The organism is Aeromonas sp. S19(2024), from assembly GCF_041402625.1.
Taxonomy (GTDB): domain Bacteria; phylum Pseudomonadota; class Gammaproteobacteria; order Enterobacterales; family Aeromonadaceae; genus Aeromonas; species Aeromonas caviae.
The window spans coordinates 267,589-294,556 of sequence record NZ_JBGLQU010000005.1 but is presented as its reverse complement, the minus strand read 5'-3'; the positions used below and the strand labels follow the sequence as shown (position 1 = coordinate 294,556).

21 protein-coding genes are annotated in these 26,968 nt (G+C 61.5%); 9 read left to right on the top strand and 12 right to left on the bottom strand.

Going from position 1 to position 26,968, the window contains the following annotated elements; genetic code table 11:
- Positions 1-57: 57 nt before the first annotated feature.
- From secA to mutT, 3 genes are all read left to right on the top strand, one after another.
- Entirely contained in the window at positions 58-2,778 is a 2,721-nt protein-coding gene (secA, locus tag ACB037_RS12965) for a preprotein translocase subunit SecA (protein WP_041211791.1), read from the top strand.
- A 65-nt stretch (positions 2,779-2,843) separates the two neighbouring features.
- The gene (locus tag ACB037_RS12960) at positions 2,844-4,028 is read left to right on the top strand and encodes a tetratricopeptide repeat protein (protein ID WP_371175410.1); all 1,185 of its coding nucleotides are present in this window, start codon (positions 2,844-2,846) and stop codon (positions 4,026-4,028) included.
- Positions 4,029-4,036: 8 nt separating this feature from the next.
- Positions 4,037-4,441 carry an 8-oxo-dGTP diphosphatase MutT gene (gene mutT / locus ACB037_RS12955; RefSeq protein ID WP_171864957.1) on the top strand — a complete coding sequence of 135 codons (405 nt, stop codon included), beginning with the start codon at positions 4,037-4,039 and terminating at the stop codon, positions 4,439-4,441.
- Between the two features lie 57 nt (positions 4,442-4,498).
- Here mutT and yacG read toward each other — a convergent pair whose 3' ends face one another.
- The 9 genes from yacG to ACB037_RS12910 all read right to left on the bottom strand — a co-directional run bounded on the left by yacG (position 4,499) and on the right by ACB037_RS12910 (position 12,211).
- A complete protein-coding gene (yacG, locus tag ACB037_RS12950) occupies positions 4,499-4,693 on the bottom strand; it encodes a DNA gyrase inhibitor YacG (protein ID WP_039040499.1) in 195 nt (64 codons plus the stop codon).
- Between the two features lie 10 nt (positions 4,694-4,703).
- Positions 4,704-5,426 (bottom strand): cell division protein ZapD, encoded by a 723-nt coding sequence (zapD, locus tag ACB037_RS12945; RefSeq protein WP_043154103.1) that lies wholly within the window; start codon positions 5,424-5,426, stop codon positions 4,704-4,706.
- 37 nt (positions 5,427-5,463) lie between these two features.
- Positions 5,464-6,078 (bottom strand): dephospho-CoA kinase, encoded by a 615-nt coding sequence (gene coaE, locus ACB037_RS12940; protein WP_201934116.1) that lies wholly within the window; start codon positions 6,076-6,078, stop codon positions 5,464-5,466.
- Between the two features lie 18 nt (positions 6,079-6,096).
- Positions 6,097-6,972 carry an A24 family peptidase gene (locus ACB037_RS12935; RefSeq protein WP_371175409.1) on the bottom strand — a complete coding sequence of 292 codons (876 nt, stop codon included), beginning with the start codon at positions 6,970-6,972 and terminating at the stop codon, positions 6,097-6,099.
- A gap of 77 nt (positions 6,973-7,049) precedes the next feature.
- Entirely contained in the window at positions 7,050-8,291 is a 1,242-nt protein-coding gene (locus ACB037_RS12930; protein WP_371175408.1) for a type II secretion system F family protein, read from the bottom strand.
- Positions 8,292-8,418: 127 nt separating this feature from the next.
- On the bottom strand, positions 8,419-10,125 hold the full coding sequence (gene tapB, locus ACB037_RS12925) for a PilB family type IVa pilus assembly ATPase TapB (protein WP_041213997.1): 1,707 nt from the start codon (positions 10,123-10,125) through the stop codon (positions 8,419-8,421).
- Between the two features lie 3 nt (positions 10,126-10,128).
- Positions 10,129-10,563, bottom strand: coding sequence for a prepilin-type N-terminal cleavage/methylation domain-containing protein (locus tag ACB037_RS12920; protein WP_139737860.1), 435 nt, complete (start codon positions 10,561-10,563; stop codon positions 10,129-10,131).
- A gap of 310 nt (positions 10,564-10,873) precedes the next feature.
- A complete protein-coding gene (gene nadC / locus ACB037_RS12915; RefSeq protein ID WP_052814467.1) occupies positions 10,874-11,737 on the bottom strand; it encodes a carboxylating nicotinate-nucleotide diphosphorylase in 864 nt (287 codons plus the stop codon).
- Positions 11,738-11,740: 3 nt separating this feature from the next.
- Complete coding sequence (locus ACB037_RS12910) at positions 11,741-12,211, bottom strand: retropepsin-like aspartic protease (RefSeq protein WP_279987289.1); 471 nt, start codon at positions 12,209-12,211, stop codon at positions 11,741-11,743.
- Between the two features lie 128 nt (positions 12,212-12,339).
- Here ACB037_RS12910 and ampD point away from each other — a divergent pair, with 128 nt between their 5' ends.
- From ampD to lpdA, 5 genes are all read left to right on the top strand, one after another.
- Positions 12,340-12,912, top strand: a complete 573-nt coding sequence (gene ampD / locus ACB037_RS12905; RefSeq protein ID WP_039040507.1) for a 1,6-anhydro-N-acetylmuramyl-L-alanine amidase AmpD — start codon at positions 12,340-12,342, stop codon at positions 12,910-12,912.
- Positions 12,913-13,188: 276 nt separating this feature from the next.
- Positions 13,189-13,953: a pyruvate dehydrogenase complex transcriptional repressor PdhR gene (gene pdhR, locus ACB037_RS12900; RefSeq protein ID WP_010675815.1), complete on the top strand. Its 765-nt coding sequence runs from the start codon at positions 13,189-13,191 to the stop codon at positions 13,951-13,953.
- 83 nt (positions 13,954-14,036) lie between these two features.
- Positions 14,037-16,697 carry a pyruvate dehydrogenase (acetyl-transferring), homodimeric type gene (gene aceE, locus ACB037_RS12895; protein WP_039040509.1) on the top strand — a complete coding sequence of 887 codons (2,661 nt, stop codon included), beginning with the start codon at positions 14,037-14,039 and terminating at the stop codon, positions 16,695-16,697.
- 120 nt (positions 16,698-16,817) lie between these two features.
- A complete protein-coding gene (aceF, locus tag ACB037_RS12890; RefSeq protein WP_114522709.1) occupies positions 16,818-18,713 on the top strand; it encodes a pyruvate dehydrogenase complex dihydrolipoyllysine-residue acetyltransferase in 1,896 nt (631 codons plus the stop codon).
- Positions 18,714-18,861: 148 nt separating this feature from the next.
- Positions 18,862-20,289, top strand: coding sequence for a dihydrolipoyl dehydrogenase (lpdA, locus tag ACB037_RS12885; protein WP_010675812.1), 1,428 nt, complete (start codon positions 18,862-18,864; stop codon positions 20,287-20,289).
- 73 nt (positions 20,290-20,362) lie between these two features.
- Here the strand turns inward: lpdA and ACB037_RS12880 are convergent, their stop codons facing one another.
- The 3 genes from ACB037_RS12880 to ACB037_RS12870 form a co-directional block, all read right to left on the bottom strand.
- Positions 20,363-20,545 (bottom strand): hypothetical protein, encoded by a 183-nt coding sequence (locus ACB037_RS12880; protein WP_017779057.1) that lies wholly within the window; start codon positions 20,543-20,545, stop codon positions 20,363-20,365.
- A 144-nt stretch (positions 20,546-20,689) separates the two neighbouring features.
- Positions 20,690-22,336: a methyl-accepting chemotaxis protein gene (locus ACB037_RS12875; protein WP_252593306.1), complete on the bottom strand. Its 1,647-nt coding sequence runs from the start codon at positions 22,334-22,336 to the stop codon at positions 20,690-20,692.
- Positions 22,337-22,458: 122 nt separating this feature from the next.
- The gene (locus ACB037_RS12870; RefSeq protein ID WP_010675809.1) at positions 22,459-24,369 is read right to left on the bottom strand and encodes a methyl-accepting chemotaxis protein; all 1,911 of its coding nucleotides are present in this window, start codon (positions 24,367-24,369) and stop codon (positions 22,459-22,461) included.
- 273 nt (positions 24,370-24,642) lie between these two features.
- Between ACB037_RS12870 and ACB037_RS12865 the strand changes: the two genes are divergently transcribed.
- Positions 24,643-26,946, top strand: coding sequence for a patatin-like phospholipase family protein (locus ACB037_RS12865; protein ID WP_045522144.1), 2,304 nt, complete (start codon positions 24,643-24,645; stop codon positions 26,944-26,946).
- Positions 26,947-26,968: the final 22 nt, after the last annotated feature.

The window sequence follows — 26,968 nt, the reverse complement described above, 5'->3', positions numbered from 1 at the left end:
GTTTTTTCTTCAGGTTCCAGTGACGGAACGCTTATACAACCAAAACAGTTGGTACCCATGATTAGCACACTGCTCACCAAGATTATCGGCAGCCGGAACGACAGAACGCTCAAGGCTTTGCGAAAAATTGTAAAACAAATCAATGCGATGGAACCCCAATTCGAGGCACTGTCCGATCAGGAACTGCAGGCGAAGACCGCCGAGTACCGTCAACGTCTGGAGCAGGGCGAAACACTGGAGCAGTTGCTGCCGGAAGCGTTTGCCACCGTCCGTGAAGCCTCCCGCCGTGTGTTCGGCATGCGTCACTTCGACGTCCAGCTGATCGGCGGCATGGTATTGAACTCCAACCGCATTGCCGAAATGAAGACAGGTGAAGGTAAAACCCTGACGGCCACGCTGCCAGCCTACCTGAACGCCCTGACCGGCCGCGGTGTGCACGTCGTGACGGTGAACGACTATCTGGCCAAGCGTGATGCGGAAGCCAACCGCCCGCTGTTCGCCTTCCTCGGCATGACGGTGGACTGCAACGTGCCCGGCATGGATGCGTCCCAGAAGCGCGATGCCTACGCTGCCGACATCACCTACGGTACCAACAACGAATTCGGTTTCGACTACCTGCGCGACAACATGGCATTCTCGCCGGAGCAGCGCGTACAGCGTCCGCTCAACTACGCGCTGGTGGATGAGGTGGACTCGGTGCTCATCGATGAAGCCCGCACCCCGCTCATCATCTCCGGTCCGGCGGAAGACAGCTCCGCCATGTACACCCAGATCAACAAGTTGATCCCGCTGCTGGTCAAGCAGGACAAAGAAGACTCAGAGGAGTACACTGGCGACGGCCACTACACGGTGGACGAGAAGAACCGCCAGGCGCTGCTGACCGAAAACGGCCAGATCTTCGTGGAAGAGCTGCTCAAGAAAGAGGGGCTGCTGGCCGAGGATGACTCCCTGTTCTCCGCCACCAACATCAGCCTGCTGCATCACGTCAATGCCGGCCTGCGCGCGCACACCCTATTCGAGCGCAACGTCGACTATATCGTCCAGAAGGACGAGATCGTCATCGTCGATGAGCACACCGGCCGCACCATGCCGGGTCGTCGCTGGTCAGACGGTCTGCACCAGGCGGTCGAAGCGAAGGAAGGGGTCAAGATCCAGAACGAGAACCAGACCCTGGCCTCCATCACCTTCCAGAACTACTTCCGTCTGTACGACAAGCTGGCGGGCATGACCGGTACTGCGGATACCGAAGCCTTTGAATTCCAGCAGATCTATGGCCTGGATACCGTGGTCATCCCGACCAACAAGCCGATGGTGCGCAAGGACATGGGCGATCTCGTCTACCTGACCGCCCAGGAGAAATACGCGGCCATCGTGCAGGACATCCGCGAGTGCGTGAAGCGCGGCCAGCCCGTGCTGGTCGGTACCGTCTCCATCGAGAACTCCGAGCTGCTCTCCGGCATCCTGACCAAGGAAAATATCCCGCACAAGGTACTGAACGCCAAGTTCCATGCCATGGAAGCGGAGATCGTCGCCCAGGCCGGCCAGACCGGCGCCGTCACCATCGCCACCAACATGGCCGGTCGTGGTACCGACATCGTGCTGGGCGGCAACTGGCAGGCGGAGATCGCCCAGCTGGAAAACCCGTCAAGCGAGCAGATTGCCGAGCTGAAAGCGGCCTGGCAGGTGCGTCATGACGAAGTACTGGCGGCCGGTGGCCTGCACATCATAGGTACCGAGCGTCACGAATCCCGCCGTATCGACAACCAGCTGCGCGGCCGTTCCGGTCGTCAGGGTGATCCGGGTTCCTCCCGCTTCTACCTCTCCATGGAAGATACCCTGATGCGGATCTTCGCCTCCGACCGCGTGACCGGCATGATGAAGAAGCTGGGCATGGAAGAGGGCGAGGCCATCGAGCATCCCTGGGTAACCAAGGCCATCGAGAATGCCCAGCGCAAGGTGGAAGGTCGCAACTTCGACATCCGTAAAAACCTGCTCGAGTTCGACGACGTGGCCAACGATCAGCGCAAGGTGGTCTACGAGCAGCGCAACGAACTGCTGGACACCAACGACATCTCCGAGACCATTCACGTCATCCGTGACGACGTCTACGGCGCCATCATCGACGAGTACATCCCGCCCCAGTCCCTGGAAGAGATGTGGGACGTGCCGGGTCTGGAAGCGCGTCTGAAGTCCGATTTCGCCCTGGATCTGCCGCTGCAGCAGTGGCTGGCGGAAGACGACAAGCTGTATGAAGAGAAGCTGCGCGAACGCATCCTGGATGAAGCCACCAAGCTCTATGCCCACAAGGAAGAGCTGGTCGGCAAGGAGGTGCTGCGCAACTTCGAGAAGGCGGTGATGCTGCAAACGCTGGATGGTCTGTGGAAGGAGCACCTGGCGGCCATGGATCACCTGCGCCAGGGCATCCATCTGCGCGGCTACGCCCAGAAGAACCCCAAGCAGGAGTACAAGCGCGAATCCTTCGATCTGTTCACCCAGATGCTGGAGACCCTCAAGCGCGACGTGGTAAGCATCCTGAGCCGGGTACAAGTGCAGGAGCGGGATGTGGAGGCGATGGAAGAGCAGCAGCGCCAGCAGGCCGAAGCCGCTCCCCGTACCTACACCCATGCCACGGCCGAAAACCAGCTGGCTGACGAGGATACGGGTGGGGCCGAGGGCCATACCACCTTCGTGCGCGACGAGCAGAAGATCGGGCGCAACGATCCCTGCCCCTGTGGTTCGGGTAAAAAATACAAGCACTGTCACGGTCAGCTGACCTGACACCCTGCCATGATGAATACACCGCCTCCGGGCGGTGTATTCATTTTCGGACCAAGGAGGGGACGATGAGCAGATTGCCGGCGGGATGGGATGGGGAGGCACATGGGCACTGGCTGCAGGAGAGACGCCAGGAGGCGATCCGTTGTGTGCTGAGCAGGCTGAACGCAGAGACGAACAAATCCGTTCCCCTGCAACTGCAGTTTGCCTATTACCTCTTTTTGTCCGGCGATCCCGCCTCGGCGGCACAGGTGCTGACGCTGGCGTACCGGTCCGCGCCCGATAACACTGAGGTGCTGCGCAATCTCTGTGTCTGCCTCTCGCGCTCCGAACAACATGAGCGGGCCGTGACGTACCTGGCCGAACTGGTGCGGCGCGAGCCGGATGATTATCTGGTCCATGACGGGCTTTGCACTTCCCTTGCCAAGCTAGGACGCCATGAAGAAGCGGCACAAGCGGGAACCCGTGCCCTGACTCTCAAGGATGAGGCCGTCTCGCAGCCTGTCGCGGGGTGGGTGCTGCCGACAGAGGGGCCGGATGTCTGGCTCGCGGAGCAGGGGGAAAAGCAGGCAGTCATCGCCTTCTCCTTGTGGGGAGCACAGCCCCGCTATTTGCGGGGAGCACTCGACAATGTGCTGGCCGCAGCTTACCTCTATCTGGGCTGGCGGGTGCGCTTCTATGTGGATGGCAGTGTCCCTCAGGGGGTTCTGGCCTGCCTGCAGGAACATGGCGCCGAGATAAAGGTGCAGCCCGATGGCCAATCCCAGCGTCAGCGCCTCTGCTGGCGCTTCCAGGTCGCCAATGATCCCGGAGTGGGGCGCTTTCTTGTGCGCGATGCAGACTCCGTGCTGAATCTGCGGGAGCGGCTGGCGGTCGATGACTGGCTTGCATCGGGGCGCTGGTTCCATATCATGCGTGACTGGTGGAGCCACACCGATCTGGTGCTGGCCGGCATGTGGGGCGGTGTGGCCGGTGTGCTGCCTCCCCTTGCGCCGCTGATGGCGAGCTATCAGCCCAGTACCATGGAAACACCGAACATCGACCAGTGGTTCTTGCGGGACTGTTTATGGCGCTATCTGCGCCAGAGCGCGCGGGTACACGATCGTTGTTTCACTCCGCCCGGTGCGGTGCCCTGGCCGCAGGTTGCGCCGCCGGGTAATGAGCATGTCGGGCAGGATCTCTTCAGGGCCCGGGGGGATCAGCAGGCCATTCGGCTTGCCCCCTGGATCGCCCGTTTGCCGTGTTTACGCTGAGGACAATGATGGAACAGAAGAAACGGATCTGGGTGGCGGTGGGCGTCATCGAGAACGAACGGGGCGATATCTTCATCGCCAAACGCTCAGCCGATCGCCATCAGGGGGATCGCTGGGAGTTTCCCGGTGGCAAGGTGGAGTCGGGGGAGGATCTGCTCACCGCGCTGGACAGGGAATTGTGGGAAGAGATCGGGATCCGGGTACAGGACTGCGCCCCCTTCATGGAGCTGCACCACGACTACCCCGACAAGCAGGTCTTGCTGGATATCTGGAAGGTGACCCGCTTCCACGGCGAGCCCTTTGGCAAGGAGGGGCAGGAGTGCCGCTGGGTGCCACTGGCCTCGCTGCACGAATACCGCTTCCCGGATGCCAACGGCCCCATCGTCGCGCGGTTGCAGGCCTCGCTTGCCTGAAAGGGAATCGATACCAACGAAAAAGGGCCTGAGGGCCCTTTTTTGATCGTGAAGTGTTTATTGCCAGGGATCGCCCTGTTCCGGATCGGGCAGCAGATCCGGGTTGATCTCGCCCGGGATGCGCTTTTGTTCATCCGCCCACTCGCCGAGGTCGATCAACTGGCAGCGCTTGCTGCAGAAGGGGCGAAACGGGCTCTGCGGACCCCATTCGATCTCGCTCTGACAGGTCGGGCACTTTACCTTGGTCACCATGTGGCGTACCTCAACAACAGGCGAGCTGGAAGGAGACGTCGCCTATCTGCTGTTCCGTCGTCGGCAGGAAGCGCAGGGCGAAGCGGTTCTTGTGGCCGCTCAGGGTCGGATAGCAGGGCTGGGTGCCCGCCAGACGGATGCGGATCAGTTCAGCCCCTTCGGCGGTATCCTGGAAGAAGCCGTTGGTGGCCACCTGGTCGCTGAAGTTGCCCGACTCGCGCCACAGGCGCAACAACAGGGAGATGGCGTTCATCAGCAGGGTGATGTCACTCAGCCATTGCTGCATCTGCTGGTGGCGGGTGACGGCCGGGGTCGCCAGCCAGTGGTGCAGTTGCGGCACATCGAAGGCGCACAGACCACCCGGAATGGAGAAGCGCTGACGAATGGAGCCGAGCAGGCGATCCTCTTTCAGACGGGCGCCGGGGCGCGGGGAGTTCAGCAGGTTGCGGGAGAGCTGGGTACTCTCCTGCTGCATCCGCTGGATCTGCTCGAGATCGACGTCAGGCAGACTGGCCCAGTGGTTTAGGCGTTGGCCGAGGCGCTCCAGATCCTTGATGAGATCGGCACGCAGGTCACCACGCTCCAGCAACTCCTGCAAATCGAACAACCCCTTGAAGAAGGCGATATGTGCCCAGGACTGGTCACTCTCCAGATTGTCACGGATCTGGGAAAACAGGGACTCCAGACGAAGATAGGTCCGGCTTTTTTCATTGAGGGGAAAATCGTAAATCATGCCTAATCCTGGCCAGCCATAAACCGGCCTAGTGTACTCACAGTTGGTGGGCTTGTTGAGAGGCAAATGCCAGATATGTCTGGTGCAGGGCGAAAATTCGCTGCCAGATGGTCTCACTCGTACCACTCTGGTTGTCCAGGACGTCGTCGGCCATCGCCAGGCGCTCGCTGCGGCTCGCTTGGGACGCCAGTATCGCCTGGGCCTGTTCCCGACTGACGCCATCGCGGCGGCAGGTACGCTCGATTTGCGTCGCTTCGTCCACATCGATCACCAGTACCCTATCGGCGAGGGAAGTGAGCCTGTTTTCCACCAGCAAGGGGACGACCAGCAGGCAGTAGGGGGAGCGGGTTGCCGCACACTGGCGCAGCATCTCGCTGCGGATGAGGGGATGGAGCAGGGCATTGAGCCACTCCTTGGCCTGCGAGTCGGTGAAGATCCGCTCTCGCAGCCGACGGCGATCGAGCTGGCCATCGGGGGCAACGACATCCGGGCCAAAATGGGCGGCGATGGCAGTCAGAGCAGGGGTGCCGGGCTCCACCACCTCACGGGCGATGATGTCCGCATCCACCACCTCGATGCCCAGCTCGGCAAAGCGGTTGGCAACCGTGGTCTTGCCGCTGCCGATTCCCCCAGTGATTGCGACTACATACATGGGTCAGAGATCCTTTTGCTAGAGCACGACATCAAGATACCAGCGGGTGATGCTATCGCCCCACAGCAGCGTTATCCAGCCCGCGATGGCGAGATAGGGGCCAAAGGGAATGGGTTTGCCCTGGTGGTGGTTGCGCAGCAGGATGAGACCGATGCCGATGATGGCGCCCGCCAGCGAAGAGAGCAGCAGCACGATGGGCAAGGCTTGCCAGCCGAGCCAGGCGCCCAGTGCCGCCAGCAGTTTGAAGTCGCCATAGCCCATCCCTTCCTTGCCGGTCAGCAGCTTGAAGGCCCAGTAGAGGCTCCAGAGCACCAGATAGCCTGCCATGGCGCCGACCACCCCATCGGCCAGGGGCACGAAACCGCCCGCCAGATTGAACAGCAGGCCACCCCAGAGCAGGGGCAGGATGAGCTGATCCGGCAAGAGCATCTTGTCCAGGTCGATGAAGGTCAGTGCGACCAATGTCCAGGTGAGCAACAGAGCGGCAAGGGTGCCCCAGCCGGGGGCAAGCGCGGCTGCTACCGAGACCGACAGCAGAGCGGTGAGCAGCTCAACCAGGGGATAGCGAGCCGAAATGGGGGCGTGGCAGTTGCGGCAGCGCCCCCTGAGCCATAGCCAGCTCAGCAGGGGAATGTTCTCCAACGCCCCTATGGGGTGGTCGCAGTGGGGGCAGCGGGAGCGAGGCACCATGAGGTTGTATCGTCCGGTTGCAGGAGGAGTCTCTTCACCGTCACCGAAATAGTCGCTGTATTCGGCATGCCAGGCCCGCTCCATCATGATGGGCAGGCGATGGATCACCACGTTCAGGAAGCTGCCCACCATCAGGGAGAAAAGGAAAATCAAGGAGAGATAGAGCCAGGGCAAGCCCTGGGCCAGTTCGATCAAAGGCACCATAGATCAATCGCTTGTGTCGGGAACGGGGATGACAGATGGCCGGGGGAAATGTACCGCCCGGCCCTCTGTCGAGGGGGTCAGTGTATCACAGAGCCCAGCTTGAAAATGGGGAGGTACATGGCCACGACCATGCCGCCGACCAGCACCCCGAGCACCACCATGATGATGGGTTCGAGCAGGCTGGTGAGGCCGTCGACCATGTCGTCCACCTCCTGTTCGAAAATGGCGGCGACCTTGGAGAGCATGTCGTCGATGGCGCCGGACTCCTCACCGATCATCACCATCTGGGTCACCATGTCGGGGAAAAGATCCACGGTGCGCATGGCGACGTTGATCTGCATGCCGGCCACCACCTCGTTGCGAATGGCCATGGTCGCAGTGCGATAGACATAGTTGCCGGATGCTCCGGCCGCCGAGACCAGGGCATCCACCAGCGGGATACCGGCGGAGAAGGTGGTGGAGAGAGTGCGGGCAAAGCGGGCCATGGCCGCCTTGTGCAGTATGTTGCCCACCACGGGAATGGTGAGGATGAACTTGTCCGTGTTGTCCCTGACCTTCAGGGATTTTCGCCAGGCCCGCACATAGAGGAAGACGGCGAGAGCAGCGCCGCCAAAGATGGCGTACCACCACTCCTGCATAAAGCGGGAGATGGCGATGACGAACCGGGTAAAGGCGGGCAGCTCGGCACCGAAGCTCTTGAAGATATCCTCGAACTGGGGAATGACGAAGAGCAGCAGGATGGAGGTGACGACGATGGCCACCAGAATGACCATGGACGGATAGAACATGGCCTTCTTGATCTTGGATTTGAGGGCTTCGTTCTTCTCGCGGTAGATGGCGATACGGTCGTAGATGGTCTCCAGGGCACCGGATTGCTCCCCGGCCTCGACCAGGTCGCAATAGAGGTCGTCGAAGTGGCGGGGATGGCGGCGCAACGCCTCCGAGAGCGGGGTGCCGGTTTCCACATCGGCGGCGATCTGGCCGATGAGTTCGCGCACCGCCGCTTTTTCGTGGCCGCGAGCAATGATCTGAAGACTCTGCACCAGGGGCACGCCGGCGGAGAGCATGGTGGTGATCTGGCGGGAGATGACGGCGATGTCCATCGGCTTGATCTTGGCGCCGCCCTTGGAGAAGAGCCCCTGGCTCTGCTTGCTGACCCTGGTGACGTTGACGCCCTGCTTGCGCAGCTCGGCCTTGACGGTGGTGATGCTGTCGGCTTGCAGCTCGCCGGAGACCTTCTGTCCCTTGCGGTTGACGCCGTGCCAGCGGTAGGAGAAGACTTTTTTCGGTGCGTTGCGTTTTTGAGCTAATGTGGCCATCACTGCATCCTGCAATTGGGCGACGGTGGCCGGATGCTGCTGCCTGTCCGGCTCATCTTGGCTTGAAGAAGGTCATCGGGGTGATTACAGCGGCTTCACCCGGCGAGATGACTCGGGCACTGCGAACTCAGTTGGTGGTGATCCTGTTGATTTCGGCCAGGCTGGTGACGCCAAGACGCGCTTTCTCGAGGCCGGATGTGCGCAGGGTGCGCATCCCTTCCTTTTGGGCTATCGCGGCAATCTGCAGCGAGTTGGCTCCCTGCATGATGAGTTTGGCGATGTTGTCGGACATCAGCATGATCTCATAGATGCCGACCCGGCCTCTGTAGCCTCCCGAGCACTCCTTGCATCCCACGGGCTTGAACAGCCGCAACCCGGCGGCCAGTTGCTGCTGGGTGAAGCCCAGCTCCAGCAACTCGGCTTCCGGCACCACTTCCGGCGCCTTGCAGTGATCGCAGAGTTTGCGGGCAAGGCGCTGGGCCATGATGAGGGTGACCGAAGAGGCGATGTTGAAGGCCGGCACCCCCATGTTCATCATCCGGGTGAGCGTTTCTGCCGCCGAGTTGGTGTGCAGGGTGGAGAGCACCAGGTGACCGGTCTGGGCGGCCTTGATAGCAATCTCGGCGGTTTCCAAATCCCGTATCTCCCCCACCATGACGATGTCGGGATCCTGGCGCAGGAAGGAGCGCAGGGCGCTGGCGAAGGTGAGCCCCGCCTTGGGATTGATCTGCACCTGGTTGACGCCGGGCAGGTTTATCTCGACCGGATCTTCGGCGGTGGAGATATTGACCTCGCTGGTGTTGAGGATGTTGAGGCCGGTATAGAGTGAGACCGTCTTGCCTGACCCCGTCGGGCCGGTCACCAGGATCATGCCCTGAGGTTTGGAGAGGGCGTGCAGGTATTGCGTCTTCTGCCGGTCGTCAAAGCCGAGTTGATCGATATTGAGCCGGGCGGCCGAGGAGTCCAGCAACCGGATCACGATCTTTTCGCCCCACATGGTGGGCAGGGTGTTGACCCGCATGTCCATGGATCTGTTGCGTGAGATCTTGAGTTTGATCCGGCCATCCTGGGGCAGGCGCCGTTCGGCAATATCGAGCCGCGCCATCACCTTGAGGCGAGCCGCGAAGCGGTTGGCCAGGTTGACCGGCGGCGTGGCGACTTCGTGCAATATGCCGTCTACCCGAAAGCGGATCCGGTACTTGGTCTCGTAGGGTTCGAAATGCAGGTCGGAGGCCCCGCGCTTGATGGCATCCATCATGATCTTGTGGATGTATTTGACGATGGGGGCGTCATCGTCCGCGGTGTTGACGCTCTCGTCGAGGCGGGAACTCTCGTCGGAGACCTCGAGTTCGGAGATCTCGGCCTCGTCGATATGATCCATGCCCAGGGTATCCTGCTCGCTCTCCATCAGCTTGCCGATGGCGGCGGTCAGCTTGCTCTCTTCGACCAGCAGGGCTTCCGTGTGCAGGCCAAAACTGAAGCCAAAATCCTCCAGAGCCGACACATTGGTCGGATCGGACATGGCGATATAGAGGGTATGCCCCTGGGTGTAGATGGGCAGGACATGGTGCTTTTCAATCAGCTTTTGATTGAGGTATTTCTGCGGGATCTCGGCGAGATCGAAGGCCGCCAGATCCAGCAGAGGTACCCCATATTCCAGCTCGCAGAAATCGGCGAGGGCTTTGCTGTCGAGGATGTCGTTTTCAATCAGGAAGGTGACAAAGGGCTTGCGCTGCGCCTTGGCCTGGCTCAGATAGCGCTGTGAGTCCGGCTCACTGAGGAGGGAAGAAGCGGCCAGGCTGGTGGCCAGGCCGCTATTGAGGCTAGAGGTCATGCGTTAGCATTTGCCGTCGGTGACGCAAGAGCCAGAAATTTTCCACAAAACTTGCCGTCCGGCTTGGACTGCTCCAGAAGTTACCAGCTGATAAGTGGAATTATCCAGAGCTTCGGCTGCTGTACCGGTAATGGTAATGATGCTACCAGCATTGGAAACAGCGACGTTATCAAAATTATCGGTTTGTGCACTGGCACCAGATACTGCATTGTTACCTGCTGCTGCACAACTGTTACCAAGGGCTGCAGATGTGCCAGCCCACCCTTGAACGCAGACTTCTACGGCGGTTTTGGCCGGACCTACAGCGGCAATGACCTCGGAGAATTTGGCGCGTTTGGTATAGCTCTGATACGCCGGCAAGGCGATAGCGGCGAGGATGGCGACGATCGCAACGACGATCATCAATTCGATTAGCGTAAACCCTGACTGTCTTTTCATGTGAAATATCCTTTTTTCCATGTTTCCTGATAAGCACCGGTGGAATGCTATCCACGCTGGTATCTTATCCGAGCGCTTCGGGTTGGCAACAGAGGCTGGGACCTTGTTAGCCACTTTTATGTCATTTAGTGAAATGTGTAGAAAAATCAAAGATTAAATGGCTTCCATTGGCACTTGTCATGAGGCGGGAGGGCCCATCTTCACACTCCTTATGTCGTGGGATCCTGCATAAAGAAAAGGCGCCGATGGCGCCTTTTGCAAGTTTCGAGCCCTGTAATATTTTTGGGCACGAGCAACGGATGGGGCTTGCTCAAGCCTCGACAAAGCGCATGGAGAGATCCAGTGCCCGCACATGCTTGGTCAGCGCTCCCACCGAGATGAAGTCGATCCCGGTCGCGGCGTATCCGGCAAGGGTATCGAGGGTGACGTTGCCGGAGACTTCCAGCTTGGCTCTGCCCTGATTGAGGCGAACGGCTTCCTGCATCATGGGGATGTCGAAGTTGTCCAGCATCACGATGTCGGCCCGTGCGGCCAGGGCCTGCTCCAGCTCGGCCAGGGATTCGACCTCGACTTCCACCGGTTTGTCCGGATTGAGACGGCGCGCTTCGCTGATTGCTTCAGGGATGCCGCCGCAGGCGAGAATGTGGTTCTCCTTGATGAGGTAGGCATCAAACAAACCGATGCGGTGGTTTTTGCCGCCGCCGCAGGTGACCGCATATTTCTGGGCGCTGCGCAGGCCGGGCAGGGTCTTGCGGGTATCGAGCAGGCGGCAGTCAGTGCCTTCCAGCTCGGCCACATAACGGGCGGTCAGGGTGGCGACCCCGGAAAGGGTCTGCACGAAGTTCAGCGCATTGCGCTCGCCGGTCAGCAGCACGCGGGCGGGGCCATGGAGGCGGAACAGCTCCTGATTGGGGGCAAGGCGTTCACCATCTTGCACTTTCCACTCGACCTTCACTTCGCCACCGAGCTGGGCAAACACCTCGTCGACCCAGGGCTGGCCGCAGAAGACGCCCGCCTCGCGGGTGATGACTCGCGCGGTCGAGATGCGATCGGCCGGGATCAGCTGGGCCGTGATGTCGGCGCTGGCATCCGGTTGATCCAGCGCGGTGAGGGCATCGCCCAAGTCTTCGAGAAGTGCGGCGCGCACGGCGCGGCGGATGTCCTGTTGTAACATGCCTTATTCCTGCAAGGGTCTGAGAAGCAATTGCCTGTCTTTCTGGCGCAATTCCAGCCTGCCCAGGGCATTCATGCCCACCAGGATCTCCTCCCCGTCGGCAGCCGGATTGATAAAGACGGACAAATCGTACAGGGTCAGCGGACCCATCGCCAGACTTTCGATCCGGCCGGTTTCGACCTGGATCTCTCCGGCTGCCGTGTTGACACGGCTGCGGCCCGTGGCGACGAGGCCGAGCCGGGCGGCCACCTGGCTCGGTATGGTCACCCGGGTTGCTCCTGTGTCCAGCAGCAGTTGCACCGGCTGGTCGTTGATGGCACCCTCCAGACGATAATGGCCGCTGGCATCGGCCCTGAGCAGCAGATCGCCGCTGGTGGTCACCGACGGTTGTTCACGGCCATGAAAGTAGAGGGTCAGCAGACCCAGCAGCGAGAGCCAGGCGAGCAGCCAGAGACGGCGTGCCATCGGGTGCATAGTGTGTCCCATATCGCGCGAGTGAATGGCTCAGCCTAACATAGCGTTATCCATGAATTCAGAGACTTGTTCCCAGTTTTCCCATCCCGCCAGAGGCACATCGCTTCCATTTGTGAGTCGAGCAGACGATGACACAACCCACAACCCTGTTTTCCATCGATCGAGAAGGATGGTGCGAGCAGGCCCGCAAGGTGCCTTCCCCCCATCACAATGAGAGGCTCAGCCCGGAGGATGTCTCCTTGCTGGTGATACACGGCATCAGCCTGCCCCCCGGGCAGTTTGGTGGCCCCTTTATCGACGATCTGTTTCTGGGGCGGCTCGATCCCGGTGCTCACCCCTATTTCGCCGGTATTCATCAACTGAGGGTCTCGGCCCACTGCCTGATCCGCCGCGATGGGGAACTGGTACAGTACGTGCCTTTTGGCGCCAGGGCATGGCATGCGGGAGTCTCGAGCTGGGAGGGGAGGGAGGCGTGCAACGATTTTTCCATCGGGATCGAACTGGAAGGGACCGACGAGCTTCCCTACAGCGACAAGCAATACGAGGTGCTGTCGGACCTCAGCCGGGCGATTGTTCACCGTTATCCCGCCATCACGGCGGACCGTATTGTCGGCCACTGCGACATCGCGCCGGGCCGCAAGACGGATCCGGGTGACAGTTTCGAATGGCCTCGCTATCGGGAAAAGCTTCACTTTGAGTGAAAAATCTAAAAATTATTTTGTGTTTTTAGAATCAATGGCTTGCCTTGTCTGGCAAGCCATTTTTCATGCTGTTGAATAAATGTTATCGGTGAGCAAGCTCACAAATATTGGTCAGACCATTTTCTATGAGCTATATCATGATTCCGCGTTTTTACCCCCAAAGTGGCAACCGAGCTTCTTGATTCAGATCATCTTTTGGGTGGACTTTTTTCAAGCCCTCTGCTAATTTTCGCCCCAACCATAAAATTGGTAATACCAATTTAACAAAGTAGCCTCATGCCCTATATCAAGATAACTCAGCCCAAGCTGGCCGACGCCATTGTCGCCGAGCTGGAAAGCATGATTCTGGAAGGCAGCCTGCAGCCGGGCCAGAAGTTGCCGCCCGAGCGGGAACTCGCCATCCAGTTTCAGGTGTCGCGCCCTTCCTTGCGCGAAGCCATCCAGCGCCTGGAAGCGAGAGGACTCTTGTATCGTCGTCAGGGCGGTGGCACTTACGTACAAAATGCCCTGAGCAAGGGGATCGCCGACCCCCTGTTCGAACTGCTCAGCACTCACCCGGAAGCCCAGTACGACCTGCTGGAGTTTCGTCACGCGCTGGAAGGCATCTGTGCCTACTATGCTGCGCTGCGGGGCACCGAGGCTGATTTCGAACGGATTCGCCTGGCGCAAGCCGCCATCGAAGAAGCCGGTCAGCAAGGCTCGCTGGTGGTCGAATCGGCCGCCGTGACCCAGTTCTATCTGGCCGTGGCCGAGGCCTCCCACAACGTGGTGCTGCTGCACCTGTTGCGGGCCATGGGCCCCATGCTTGAGCAGAACATTTTACGCAATAACGAAATTTTGAATCGCCGTCCGGGAGTGGTCGCCAAGATCCGTCGCCATCGTGCGAGCCTGATCGAGGCTATCCTGTCGGGGGCTCCGGAGCGGGCCAGGGCTGCTTGTCATGAGCACCTGGCCTTTATCGAGGACACCTTGTTGGATATGCAGAGGGAAGACAGCCGGATCCAGCGATCCATGCGTCGGATCCGTCAGCAGGAAAACTAATCCCACAAGGCTTTCTTAATTGTCGAATGCTTGCGCCCTTCGCCGTGCAATGCCGTGCAATCACAACAACATAGGAACCAGCCATGTCTGATATCCTGAAGAACGATGTGGACCCGATAGAAACGCTGGAGTGGCTTGCCTCTCTGGAATCCCTGCTGCGTGAAGAGGGTCCGCAACGCGCTCAGTTCATCCTTGAACAGTTGGCCGAGAAAGCCCGCGCAAGCGGTGTGGACGTGGCTGCCAAGGCAAACCGCGACTACATCAACACCATCCCGTCCAGCGACGAGCCGGCTTACCCGGGCGACCTGGAAATGGAACGCCGCATTCGCGCCATCATCCGCTGGAATGCCATGATGATCGTGCTGCGCGCCTCCAAGAAAGACCTGGACCTGGGTGGTCACATGTCTTCCTTCGCTTCTTCCGCGACCATCTACGAAGTCTGCTACAACCACTTCTTCCGTGCCCGCAACGAGAAGGACGGTGGCGATCTGGTCTACTTCCAGGGTCACATCTCCCCGGGCATCTACGCCCGTGCATTCGCCGAAGGTCGCCTGACCGAAGAGCAGCTGGACAACTTCCGTCAGGAAGTGGATGGCAAGGGTATCCCTTCCTACCCGCACCCGAAACTGATGCCGGAATTCTGGCAGTTCCCGACCGTTTCCATGGGTCTGGGCCCCATCGCCGCCATCTATCAGGCGCGTTTCCTGAAGTACCTGACCGACCGTGGCATCAAGGATTGCTCCGAGCAGACCGTTTACGCCTTCCTGGGTGATGGCGAGATGGACGAGCCGGAAGCCAAGGGTGCCCTGACCGTTGCCGTGCGTGAAAAGCTCGACAACCTGGTGTTCGTGGTCAACTGCAACCTGCAGCGTCTGGATGGTCCGGTTGTCGGCAACGGCAAGGTCATCAACGAGCTGGAAGGCCTGTTCGCCGGCGCTGGCTGGGACGTGACCAAGGTCATCTGGGGTCGCAAGTGGGATGAGCTGCTGAAGAAAGACACTTCCGGCAAGCTGATCCAGCTGATGAACGAGACCGTGGACGGTGACTACCAGACCATGAAGTCCCGTGACGGTGCCTACGTGCGCGAGCACTTCTTCAACCGTTACCCAGAAACCGCCGCGCTGGTCAAAGACATGACCGACGAGGAGATCTTCGCCCTGAACCGCGGTGGTCACGACCCCCGCAAACTGTTCGCCGCCTTCTCCAAGGCTGCACAGACCAAGGGCAAGCCGACCGTGATCCTGGCCAAGACCATCAAGGGCTATGGCATGGGCGAAGCGGCCGAAGGCAAGAACATCGCTCACCAGGTCAAGAAGATGGATCTGGGCTCCGTGCGTCACCTGCGCGATCGTTTCAACCTGCCGGTCACCGACGAGCAGCTGGAAAACCTGCCGTACCTGAAGATCGAAGAGGGTACCGAAGAGCACAAGTACCTGCACGCCCGCCGTGCCGCACTGAAGGGCTATGTACCGACCCGTCTGCGCGAGAGCACCACCAAGCTGGAAATCCCGGCGCTGGATGCCTTCGGTCCGCTGCTGGGTGAACAGGCGCGCGAAATCTCCACCACCATGGCGTTCGTGCGTTCCCTGAACGTGATGCTGAAAGACAAGTCCATCGGCAAGCGCATCGTCCCGATCCTGGCTGACGAAGCCCGTACCTTTGGTATGGAAGGCCTGTTCCGCCAGATCGGTATCTACAGCCCGCACGGTCAGCAGTACACCCCGCAAGACCGCGACATCGTCTCCTACTACAAGGAAGACAAGCAGGGTCAGGTTCTGCAAGACGGTATCAACGAGCTGGGCGCCATGTCCTCCTGGCTGGCTGCTGCCACCTCTTACAGCACCAACGACTGCCCGATGATCCCGTTCTACATCTACTACTCCATGTTCGGCTTCCAGCGGATCGGCGACATGGCGTGGGCAGCCGGTGACCAGCAAGCCCGTGGCTTCCTGCTGGGCGCGACCTCCGGTCGTACCACTCTTAACGGAGAGGGCTTGCAGCACGAAGATGGTCACAGCCACATCCTGGCCAACACCATCCCGAACTGCATCTCCTACGACCCGTCCTACGCCTATGAAGTGGCGGTGATCGTACAGGACGGCCTGCGCCGCATGTACGGTGAGAACCCGGAAAACGTGTTCTACTACATCACTACCCTGAATGAGAACTATGCCATGCCGGCCATGCCGGAAGGCGCCGAGGAAGGCATCCGCAAGGGTATCTACAAGCTGGAAACCGTGGCCGGCACCAAGGCCAAGGTACAGCTGCTGGGTTGTGGTTCCATCCTGGGTCACGTGCGCACTGCCGCCCAGATCCTGGCCAGCGAGTACGGCGTGGGTTCCGACGTGTTCAGCGTCACCTCCTTCAACGAACTGGCTCGTGACGGTCAGGACGCGGATCGCTGGAACATGCTGCACCCGACCGCCGAAGCGCGTGTGCCCTACATCGCTCAGGTACTGGGTTCCGAAGCCACCATCGCTGCGACCGACTACATGAAGTCCTTCGCCGATCAGGTGCGTGCCTTCGTTCCGACCGAGAACTACCGTGTACTGGGTACCGACGGTTACGGCCGCTCCGACAGCCGTGCCAACCTGCGTCGTCACTTCGAAGTGAACGAGTTCTACGTAGTTGTTGCTGCCCTGACCGAACTGGCCAAGCGCGGCGAGGTAGACAAGCAGGTTGTGGCCGAAGCCATCGCCAAGTACGGCATCGATGCCGACAAGGTCAACCCGCTGTACGCGTAAGAGGATTGAGTGTCGCGCCGGGTATCCGGCGCGACCTTGCCTGGGTTTAAACGGATAACGCGGGATGCGCGTGGTGATGCTCAGGCAGCCACGCGGATGCACGCAAGAGGATAAAGCGCAATGTCCAAACAGATTATGGTGCCGGATATCGGTGCCGATGAAGTTGAAGTCACCGAGATCATGGTGGCCGTGGGTGACAAGGTCGAGCTGGACCAGTCCCTGATCGCCGTGGAAGGTGACAAGGCCTCCATGGAAGTCCCGGCTCCGGCCGCCGGTATCGTCAAAGAGATCCTGATCAAGGTGGGCGACAAGGTTGCCACCGGTTCCCAGATCATGGTCTTCGAAGCCGAGGGCGCTGCCGCACCGGCTCCGGCCCAGGCTGCTGCCCCGGTTGCTGCTGCCCCGGCCGCCGCTCCTGCCGCTGCCGCTCGCAAAGACGTGCACGTGCCGGACATCGGTGACGACGAAGTGGACGTGACCGAGATCATGGTTGCCGTGGGCGACATGGTTGAAGCCGACCAGTCCATCATCGCCGTGGAAGGTGACAAGGCCTCCATGGAAGTGCCGGCACCGTTCGCCGGTCGCGTGGTCGAGATCAAGGTTGCCGCCGGCGCCAAGGTTTCTACCGGCTCCCTGGTGATGGTCTTTGAAGTGGCGGGCGCTGCCCCGGCCGCTGTTGCCGCGCCGGCTCCTGCTGCTGCCCCCGTGGCTGCCGCTGCTCCGGTTGCCGCCGGTGCCAAGGACGTCAACGTGCCGGACATCGGCGGTGACGAAGTGGAAGTGACCGAAATCATGGTCGCCGTGGGTGATAAGGTTGAAGCCGACCAGTCCCTGATCACCGTGGAAGGCGACAAGGCCTCCATGGAAGTGCCTGCGCCGTTCGCCGGTGTGGTCAAGGAGATCAAGGTGAAGGCGGGTGACAAGGTCTCCACCGGTTCCCTGATCATGGTATTCGAAGTGGCGGGTGCCGCTCCGGCTGCCGTGGCTGCTCCGGCTCCTGCCGCAGCGCCTGTTGCTGCCGCTCCGGCTGCCGCCGCTCCTGCGCCGGTTGCCCAGGCTGCTGCCGCCTCCGATTTCGTCGCCAACGACGCATACGTCCACGCCTCCCCGGCTGTACGCCGTCTGGCGCGCGAGTTCGGTGTCAACCTGGCCAAGGTGAAAGCCTCCGGTCGCAAGGGTCGCATCGTCAAAGAAGACGTGCAGGCTTACGTGAAGGATGCGGTCAAGCGCGCCGAGTCCGCTCCGGCTGCCGGCACCGGCACTGGCAACGGCATGAGCGTCGTGGCCTGGCCGAAGGTTGATTTCAGCAAGTTCGGCCCTGTCGAAGAGCTGGAACTGACCCGTATCCAGAAGATCTCCGGTCCTGCCCTGCACCGCAACTGGGCCATGATCCCCCACGTCACCCAGTTCGACGAAGCCGATACCACGGATCTGGAAGCGTTCCGCAAAGAGCAGAACATCCTGGCCGAGAAGCAGAAGCTGGACGTGAAGATCACCCCGCTGGTGTTCATCCTGAAGGCGGCCGCCAAGGCCCTGGAAGCCCATCCGCGCTTCTGCAGCGCCCTGTCCGAAGACGGCAGCAAGCTGATCATGAAGAAGTACATCCACATCGGTGTGGCGGTGGATACCCCCAACGGTCTGGTGGTTCCGGTGGTTCGCGACGTCAACAAGAAGGGCATCCACGAGCTGTCCCGCGATCTGGCCGAGATCTCCAAGAAGGCCCGTGCCGGCAAGCTGACCGCTGCCGACATGCAGGGCGGTTGCTTCACCATCTCCAGCCTGGGTGGCATCGGCGGTACCAGCTTTACCCCGATCGTCAACGCGCCGGAAGTGGCCATCCTGGGCGTCTCCAAGTCCGAGATGAAGCCGAAGTGGAACGGTAAAGAGTTCGTGCCGCGCCTGATGCTGCCGCTGGCTCTGAGCTACGACCACCGCGTCATCGATGGCGCCGACGGTGCCCGCTTCATCACCACCCTGAGTGGTGTGTTGTCCGACATTCGTCGACTGGTCCTGTAAGTGAGAGGGCGGGCCCAGAGCCCGCCCTTTTTGCTTCTCATTTCGTTAACAGGATTGTAAACTTGCCCCGTTTTTTTCACGGCTGCAGCGGCCTTGTTTGGCATAAGACTGTGCTGTCCGGGGATATAAGAACGACAAAGAGGTCATGATGAGTAAAGAAATCAAAACCCAGGTCGTAGTACTGGGTGCTGGCCCTGCCGGTTATTCCGCTGCCTTCCGTGCGGCTGACTTGGGTCTGGATACCATTATCGTCGAGCGTTACTCCACCCTGGGTGGCGTCTGCCTGAACGTGGGTTGCATCCCGTCCAAGGCACTGCTGCACGTCGCCAAAGTCATTGAAGAAGCCAAGGCGCTGGCCGAGCACGGCATCGTCTTCGGTGCCCCGCAGACCGACATCGACAAGGTGCGTCTGTGGAAAGAGAAGGTCATCAACCAGCTGACCGGCGGTCTGGCTGGCATGGCCAAGATGCGTAAAGTCCAGGTCGTGAACGGCTTCGGCAAGTTCACCGGCCCGAACACGCTGGAAGTGGAAGGCGCCGACGGCAAGACCACAGTCACCTTCGACAACGCCATCATCGCCGCCGGTTCCCGTCCGGTGAAGCTGCCGTTCATCCCCCATGACGACCCCCGCGTATGGGACTCTACCGATGCGCTGGAACTGACGACCGTACCTGGCAAGCTGCTGGTCATCGGTGGCGGCATCATCGGTCTGGAGATGGGTACCGTGTACTCCTCCCTGGGTTCCGAGATCGACGTGGTGGAATTTGCCGACCAGCTGGTACCAGCTGCCGACAAAGACATCGTCAAGATCTACACCAAGCGCGTGGCCAAGAAATTCAACATCATGCTGGAGACCAAGGTCACCGCCGTTGAAGCCCGTGAAGACGGCCTGTACGTCTCCTACGAAGGCAAGCACGCCCCGGCCGAGCCGGTTCGCTACGACAACGTGCTGGTTGCCGTAGGCCGTGTGCCGAACGGCAAGATGCTGGATGCCGAGAAGGCCGGTGTTGCCGTCAACGAGCGCGGTTTCATCGAAGTCGACAAGCAGCTGCGTACCAACGTGGCCCACATCCACGCCATCGGCGACATCGTCGGTCAGCCCATGCTGGCCCACAAGGGTGTACACGAAGGCCACGTGGCGGCCGAAGTCATCGCCGGGAAGAAGCACTACTTCGACCCGAAAGTGATTCCGTCCATCGCCTATACCGAGCCTGAGATGGCCTGGGTGGGTCTGACCGAGAAGGAAGCCAAGCAACAGGGTCTGAACTTCGAAGTCGCCACCTTCCCGTGGGCTGCTTCCGGTCGCGCCATCGCGTCCGACTGCTCCGACGGCATGACCAAGCTGATCTTCGACAAGGAGAGCGGCCGCGTCATCGGTGGTGCCATCGTGGGTACCAACGGCGGTGAACTGCTGGGTGAAATCGGTCTGGCCATCGAGATGGGTGCCGACGCTGAAGACATCGCGCTGACCATCCATGCTCACCCGACTCTGCACGAGTCCGTGGGTCTGGCTGCCGAAGTGTTCGAAGGCTCCATCACCGACCTGCCGAACGCCAAGGCCAAGAAGAAAAAATAATCTTCTGCCCGTTTCATAAGAAAAGCCGCTCCATGGAGCGGCTTTTTGTTGTCTGTCTTTCGGCACCCTGCGGTCAGCAGCGCCCCTTCTTGGCCTGCCCCGGTGGGCAGAAGGTACCGTAGCCTCCGCGATCCCCATCACTGACCCGGATCCGGGTATCGTCCACGCTCACATCGGCCCCGTGCACCCGCACGGGCCCGCTGCTGCAGGCACTGAGCAGCCCCCCCAGCACTATCATCACGACCAGCTTGCCCATAACTCCTCCTCTCATTTTCCTGATTATGGGGCATTTTCAGAAGCCGGTGGAGGCGGTGCAAAAGCGCCTGCGTCACGGCTTGCCGTGGTGGCGACAGCGGGCGCCGCAGCGCCTTCTGTCGGGTGATGAAGTTGGCACCAAAAGTTACAGCCGGAAGTTGCCGACCAGCTTGTCGAGCTCGCCGGAGAGGTGCTGCAGGTTGCGGCTCGACTCGGTCAGGTGATGGGCGATGTCGGCGGTCTCCATGGTGAGCTGGTTGATGTCCTCCACGTTGCGGTTGAGTTCGCCCACCACGCTCGACTGCTCTTCGGTGGCGGTGGCGACCTGGATGTTCATGTCGCTGATCTGGGTGATGTGTCCGGTGATCTGGTCGAGGGCGCCGTTGGCCTCGTCGGCCTGGGTCACCACCCGCAGGCTCTGGTTGCGCCCCTGGGCCATGGCGCTGACGGCGCGGGCGCTCTGCTCCTGGAGGCTGTTGATCATGCCCTGGATCTCGGCGGTGGAGGCGGCGGAGCGGCTGGCGAGGTTGCGCACCTCGTCGGCCACCACGGCGAAGCCACGGCCCTGCTCGCCGGCGCGGGCGGCCTCGATGGCGGCGTTGAGGGCCAGCAGGTTGGTCTGCTCCGAGATGCTGCGGATGGTGTCGAGGATGCTGCCGATGGAGTCGGTCTGGCTCGCCAGGGACTCGATGACCCCGGCGACCTGCTCGATTTCACCGGAGAGGCCGACGATGCCGTGACGGGCCTGGGCGACGACCTGGGCCCCCGCATCGGCCTGCTCGTTGGCCTGCTTGGCGACGTCGGCGGCGAGAGACGCATTCCCTGCGATCTCGGTGACGGTGGCCCCCATCTCGTGGATGGCGGTGGCGACCTGGACGGTGCGATCCCGCTGGGCGGTGCAGTTGTGCTGGGTGAGCTGGGCCTTGGCAGCCACCTCGCTGGCGGTGGCGGCCACCTGGCGGGAGTTGCTCGCCACCTGCACGATGGCCCCGTGGATCCGGGTCACGAACTGGTTGAAGCTGTGGGCAATCTCGGCCAGCTCGTCCTTGCCGGTGAGACTGGCGCGGCTGTCGAGGGCGAGGTGGCGGGCCACTTCGCCAATATGGGATTGCAGGAAAGAGACCCGGCGGCGCAGCCCGATGAGGATGAGGGTCGAGACGAGCAGCGAGATAGCGATGGCGATGACGATGATGGCGATCATCTGGGTACGACCGCTGTCATAGCTGTTTTCGCTCAGGTCGTTGCGATGCTGGGCCTGACCTATCAACCCGTCGAGCAGCTCATTGGCGCCCTTGCGCATGACCCCGTAGCTCTGGCTGTAGCGATCCCGGTAGATGGCGCGTGCCTCGTCCATCTTGTTGTCAGAGAGCGCCTGCAACATGGGGGTCAGCTCCTCCCGCTCCACCCGGGTGAATTGATCGAGCAGGGTCTGGGCCCTGGCCCGGGCGTCCGGATCGACCTGGGCCTTGACGGCCTGCTCCATGGCCTGGCGCATCTCGGGAATGTCTTCCTCGCGGGTCTCCTTGACCCGGGTCTGCACCCCCTTTTCGTCGCGCAGGGAGGTGTCCTGCAGCAGCATCATGTCGATGCCGACGCGCATGCGCGGGATGCGGGAGGCCACTTCCGCCATGGCCCGCATGGGGGTGGCGGTATTCTGGAACAGCTCTTCGGCCTGCTGCCTGATGTTGTCCATGCTGCGCAGACTGGCGGCGCCAACCAGCAGCAGGGCGAGACAGGGCACGGTGACGGCCAGGATCAGTTGGGTTTTGATGGTGAGGTTGCCTGCCAGCATGTTGACTCCTTGATGCGTTGCTGTGTCGCTACTGTAGCGGCTTGTCATGACGGTTCGCCGTCATGGGGGTCGGTATTCCCTGTCGACCCGGTGAAAAAAGGGCGCCGCAGCGCCCTTTCATCTTATAACCGGAAGTTGCCGACCAGCTTGTCGAGCTCGCCGGAGAGCTGTTGCAGGCTGCGGCTGGACTCGGTCAACTGGTGGGCGATATCGGCGGTCTCCATGGTGAGCTGGTTGATGTCCTCCACGTTGCGGTTTATCTCCCCGACCACGCTGGACTGCTCTTCGGTGGCGGTGGCGACCTGGATGTTCATGTCGCTGATCTGGGTGATGTGTCCGGTGATCTGGTCGAGGGCGCCGTTGGCCTCGTCGGCCTGGGTCACCACCCGCAGGCTCTGGTTGCGGCCCTGGGCCATGGCGCTGACGGCGCGGGCGCTCTGCTCCTGGAGGCTGTTGATCATGCCCTGGATCTCGGCGGTGGAGGCGGCGGAGCGGCTGGCGAGGTTGCGCACCTCGTCGGCCACCACGGCGAAGCCACGGCCCTGCTCGCCAGCACGGGCGGCCTCGATGGCGGCGTTGAGGGCCAGCAGGTTGGTCTGCTCCGAGATGCTGCGGATAGTGTCGAGGATGCTGCCGATGGAGTCGGTCTGGCTCGCCAGGGACTCGATGACCCCGGCGACCTGTTCGATTTCACCGGAGAGGCCGACGATGCCGTGGCGGGCCTGGGCGACGACCTGGGCCCCTGCATCAGCCTGCTCGTTGGCCTGCTTGGCGACGTCGGCTGCTAGGGATGCATTGCCTGCGATCTCGCTGACGGTGGCTCCCATCTCGTGGATGGCGGTTGCGACCTGGACGGTGCGATCCCGCTGGGCGGTGCAGTTATGCTGGGTGAGCTGGGCCTTGGCGGCCACCTCGTTGGCAGTGGCGGCGAGCTGGCGGGAGTTGCTCGCCACCTGCTCGATGGAGCCGTGGATCTTGGCGACAAAGTTGTTGAAGCCGGTCGCCACTTGGGCCAGTTCGTCACGGCCATCGACCTTGAGGCGATGGGTGAGGTCGCCATCACCGCTGCCGAGTTCGCGGAACAGGCGGGCCAGTTCGTTGAGGGGGCGGCTCACGGAGCCGGCCAGGAGGACGCCGAGCAGCCCCATGCCGACGGCGATGGCCAGGCTGACCAGCACCATGTGCAGGCGTGCTCTGTCCAGTTCGGCATAAATCTCGGCCTCCGGCACCTGGGCCACCAGATACCAGTCGAGCAGGGGGATGTAGCTGCTGGCCAGGATCACGGGCTGGCCGTCGACCTCGGCACGGGTGGCGGCAAAGGGCTGCTTGTTGAGCAGATTGGTGCTGCTGCCGCTGGCCAGCTGGGTCAGGTTGTCCCGATCGATGCGGGCGGCATCGGGGTGCAGCTTCACCTTGCCGCTGCCGTCTGTCATGAAGACGAAGCCGCTGTCGCCGATGCGGAAGTTGGCGAGCATGCTGACCATGCTGTCGAGGGATTTGGCGAGGCCGGCGAGGCCGCGTCCGTCGAGCTGCTGGAAGTTGACGAACAGTTTTACCTCGCCGTTGCTCTCCCGAAAGATGCTGAGCATCAGATCCTGGCGGCTCTTGGTGTAGTCATAGAACCAGTTGTCCTGCTCGTGGTTCAGGATGCGCAGAAAACCGTCCTGGTTGTAGTAGGCGGCACTCTGACGATCGGCGAAGGAGGCGGTGACCAGACCATACTGGCTCGTCATGTCCTTGAGCTGGTTGATGAGGATGGACTCCTGCTCCTTGGGCATGCCGCGCTCGACCCAGTCCAGCACGAAGCGGTCGTTGGCAAGCTGTCTGGCGGCATTGGCGACCGAGGTGAGATCCTTTTCGATCTCCTTGCCGATGCGCTGGGTCAGGTTGGGCAGCTCCTGCTCGAACATGCGGTCCTCGATCAGCTGCTGGGCAGAACGCTGGCTGAAATAGCCCACCAGCAGGCAGGAGAGGGCCACGGCGAGGATGACGGTGGCCAGAATTTTCTGTTTCAGTGTCAGGCTTGCGAACATAAGGGTGACTCGGAAGTGTGAACCAGGGTTGAACTCATAATAGCGGCTGATTTGGCGCGCTCTTGAGGCGGTGGGGGCCTTTATTGTCGATTAACGTTTGCGCTCACACCCGGATTGGGCTGGATTGGCGCCCGATTTTGCCGAGACATCGTCGCAAGCGGGGCGACCCCTCGCCAGCACCCCGGCTTGCGGTTAAAGTGCTTGCACTTATAGTAGGCTGCACCTGACTGGCGGCCTGCCCGCTCGACTCGCACCGGATTTATGGACTCTCATATGCGCATCTTTCATCGGGGATGGACCCACCTGCTCGTGCTCCTGCTGGCGACCCTGCCGTTCATGGCGGCGGCCGGAGCCAATGATCCCGCGCCTTCGGCCAGAAACTCGGGGGCAACCAAGATGGAGCGTCCGAGGATCGCCCTGGTACTGAGCGGCGGCGGTGCCAAGGGGTCGGCCCATATCGGGGTGCTCAAGGTGCTGGAGGCAAAGCACATCCCGGTGGACATCATCGTCGGGACCAGCATGGGCTCCTATGTGGCGGGCATGTATGCCATGGGGCTTAGCGCCGAGGAGGTGGAGCGCACGACGCTGGCCATCGACTGGAACAAGGGCTATCAGGACAAGGTGGGACGCGACGAGCTCTCCCTGCGCAAGAAGCAGCAGACCGAGAAATACCAGCTGCGCACCGACATCGGGGTCAACGGTGACCAGACCCAGTTGCCGGACGGTTTCTTCCAGGGACAGTCCATGGCCAGCCTGCTGCGCCACGCCACCTCCAACCTGCCGGCGCAAAAGAGCTTCGACAACCTGCCTATCCCCTATCGCGCGGTGGCGACCGACATGGAGACGGTGACCCCCTTCGTGCTGGATCACGGCAGCCTCGCCAAGGCGATGCAGGCCTCCATGTCCATTCCCGGTGCCCTCAAGCCGGTGGACTGGGACGGCCGCATCCTGGCCGATGGTGGCACGGTCAACAACATGCCGGTGGACGTGGCCAAGGCCATGGGGGCTGACGTGGTGATCGCGGTGGACATCAGCGCCAAGCTGCGTACCCGGGAGTCCCTCAAGTCGGGATTGGCCATGATCGATCAGCTCACCACCTACATGACCCAGGTGGGGACCGAAAAGCAGAAGGCGCTGCTGGGCCCCAGGGACATCCTGCTGACCCCCGAGTTCGGCAACATGGGGATCGCCGACTTCGCCCTGATGCCGGAGGGGATCAAGATCGGGGAGGCGGTCGCCAACAGTGCTGCGGCCCGGCTCGATGCGCTCTCTCTCTCGCCCGCCGCCTACGCCGACTATCGCAACGGCAAGCTGAGCCGGCGCGCCGAGCGCAGCGGCCAGCCCGCCTACTACATCGACAAGGTGGAGATCATCAACAAGTCGCGCCTCTCCGACGACACGGTGCGGGCCATGCTGAACGTGCGTCCGGACAAGGTGCAGACCTACGAGAGCCTGGAGGCGGGGATCCGTCGCCTCTACGCCCTGGAGTCGTTCGATCGCATCACCTACGAGGTGGAGGAGCGGGACGGGGAGAACGTGCTGGTGGTGGACGCCAGCGAGAAGAACTGGGGGCCGGGTTATCTCAACTTCCAGCTCGGTTTCTCCGATGACTTCGAGAGCAGCTCCAACTACAACGTCGGCATGTCCTACACCCTGACCAACGTGAACGACTGGGGAGGCGAGTGGCTGACCGAGGCGTCCCTCGGGACCGCCAAGCACCTCAAGACCGACTTCTACACCCCGCTGGAGCCCTCCCAGACCTACTTCGGCGAGACGAGCCTGGCCTACGACAAGACCCAGCGACGCGTCTTCTTCCCGGAAGAGAGCAGGTCGTCTTCCGGGGTCAGCTATCTGGACTCCGAGTACAGCTTCACCAGCGTGGATCTCGCCGTCGGCTGGAATCGCCAGCCCTGGAGCCGCTTCTCCCTTGGGCTGGAGGGCAAGATCGGCAGCGTGGAGATCCAGAACCTCACCAACGCGGATGCCGATGCCTCCGCCTGGGGCCCCTACATCCGCTTCGAGCACGACACCCTCGACAGCCGCTACTTCCCCTATCAGGGGGTCTACTGGGACATCAAGGGGGGCTACTCCTACGTCGATCTCGACCCCGCGGACGCGCCCTCCGAGCAGGCCGAGGGGGTGAATTACCGGCTGGTGATGATCAAGCCCTGGTCCTGGGACAGGCACAGCCTCAACCTGATGCTGGAAGGGGGCGGCTCAAGCTCCCAGGAGACGGTACCACTGTTCGTGCAGGATCTGGGCGGGCTGTTCCGCATGTCCGGCTTCCAGCATTACCAGTTGAGCGGTCGCTACAGCCTGTTCGGCGGGCTGCGCTACATCTACCGGGTGGCGGACAATGACTTCGGTGCCTTCAAGGCGCCCCTGTTCCTCGGGGGCTCCCTCGAGCAAGGGGGGGTCTGGGACAAGGGAGAGGACATCAGCATCGAATCCTCCTATACCTCGGGTTCCCTCTATATGGGGGTGGAGAGTTTCCTCGGTCCCATCTTCCTCGGCTATGGCGTGGCGGAGGGGGGGCACGACATGTTCTATCTGCAATTGGGCACTACGTTCCAATAAGGGCGAAATGCTGCCTTTTTGT

Bases quoted from the DNA above. Each gene is read 5' to 3' on its own strand.
- ACB037_RS12920 (WP_139737860.1), bottom strand. From the start codon at position 10,563: ATGAAAAGACAGTCAGGGTTTACGCTAATCGAATTGATGATCGTCGTT.
- lpdA (WP_010675812.1), top strand. From the start codon at position 18,862: ATGAGTAAAGAAATCAAAACCCAGGTCGTAGTACTGGGTGCTGGCCCT.
- zapD (WP_043154103.1), bottom strand. From the start codon at position 5,426: ATGATTTACGATTTTCCCCTCAATGAAAAAAGCCGGACCTATCTTCGT.
- pdhR (WP_010675815.1), top strand. From the start codon at position 13,189: ATGCCCTATATCAAGATAACTCAGCCCAAGCTGGCCGACGCCATTGTC.
- tapB (WP_041213997.1), bottom strand. From the start codon at position 10,125: ATGACCTCTAGCCTCAATAGCGGCCTGGCCACCAGCCTGGCCGCTTCT.
- yacG (WP_039040499.1), bottom strand. From the start codon at position 4,693: ATGGTGACCAAGGTAAAGTGCCCGACCTGTCAGAGCGAGATCGAATGG.
- ACB037_RS12870 (WP_010675809.1), bottom strand. From the start codon at position 24,369: ATGTTCGCAAGCCTGACACTGAAACAGAAAATTCTGGCCACCGTCATC.
- mutT (WP_171864957.1), top strand. From the start codon at position 4,037: ATGGAACAGAAGAAACGGATCTGGGTGGCGGTGGGCGTCATCGAGAAC.
- aceE (WP_039040509.1), top strand. From the start codon at position 14,037: ATGTCTGATATCCTGAAGAACGATGTGGACCCGATAGAAACGCTGGAG.
- ACB037_RS12930 (WP_371175408.1), bottom strand. From the start codon at position 8,291: ATGGCCACATTAGCTCAAAAACGCAACGCACCGAAAAAAGTCTTCTCC.
- ACB037_RS12865 (WP_045522144.1), top strand. From the start codon at position 24,643: ATGCGCATCTTTCATCGGGGATGGACCCACCTGCTCGTGCTCCTGCTG.
- ACB037_RS12875 (WP_252593306.1), bottom strand. From the start codon at position 22,336: ATGCTGGCAGGCAACCTCACCATCAAAACCCAACTGATCCTGGCCGTC.
- ACB037_RS12880 (WP_017779057.1), bottom strand. From the start codon at position 20,545: ATGGGCAAGCTGGTCGTGATGATAGTGCTGGGGGGGCTGCTCAGTGCC.
- ACB037_RS12960 (WP_371175410.1), top strand. From the start codon at position 2,844: ATGAGCAGATTGCCGGCGGGATGGGATGGGGAGGCACATGGGCACTGG.
- aceF (WP_114522709.1), top strand. From the start codon at position 16,818: ATGTCCAAACAGATTATGGTGCCGGATATCGGTGCCGATGAAGTTGAA.
- secA (WP_041211791.1), top strand. From the start codon at position 58: ATGATTAGCACACTGCTCACCAAGATTATCGGCAGCCGGAACGACAGA.
- nadC (WP_052814467.1), bottom strand. From the start codon at position 11,737: ATGTTACAACAGGACATCCGCCGCGCCGTGCGCGCCGCACTTCTCGAA.
- ACB037_RS12910 (WP_279987289.1), bottom strand. From the start codon at position 12,211: ATGCACCCGATGGCACGCCGTCTCTGGCTGCTCGCCTGGCTCTCGCTG.
- coaE (WP_201934116.1), bottom strand. From the start codon at position 6,078: ATGTATGTAGTCGCAATCACTGGGGGAATCGGCAGCGGCAAGACCACG.
- ACB037_RS12935 (WP_371175409.1), bottom strand. From the start codon at position 6,972: ATGGTGCCTTTGATCGAACTGGCCCAGGGCTTGCCCTGGCTCTATCTC.
- ampD (WP_039040507.1), top strand. From the start codon at position 12,340: ATGACACAACCCACAACCCTGTTTTCCATCGATCGAGAAGGATGGTGC.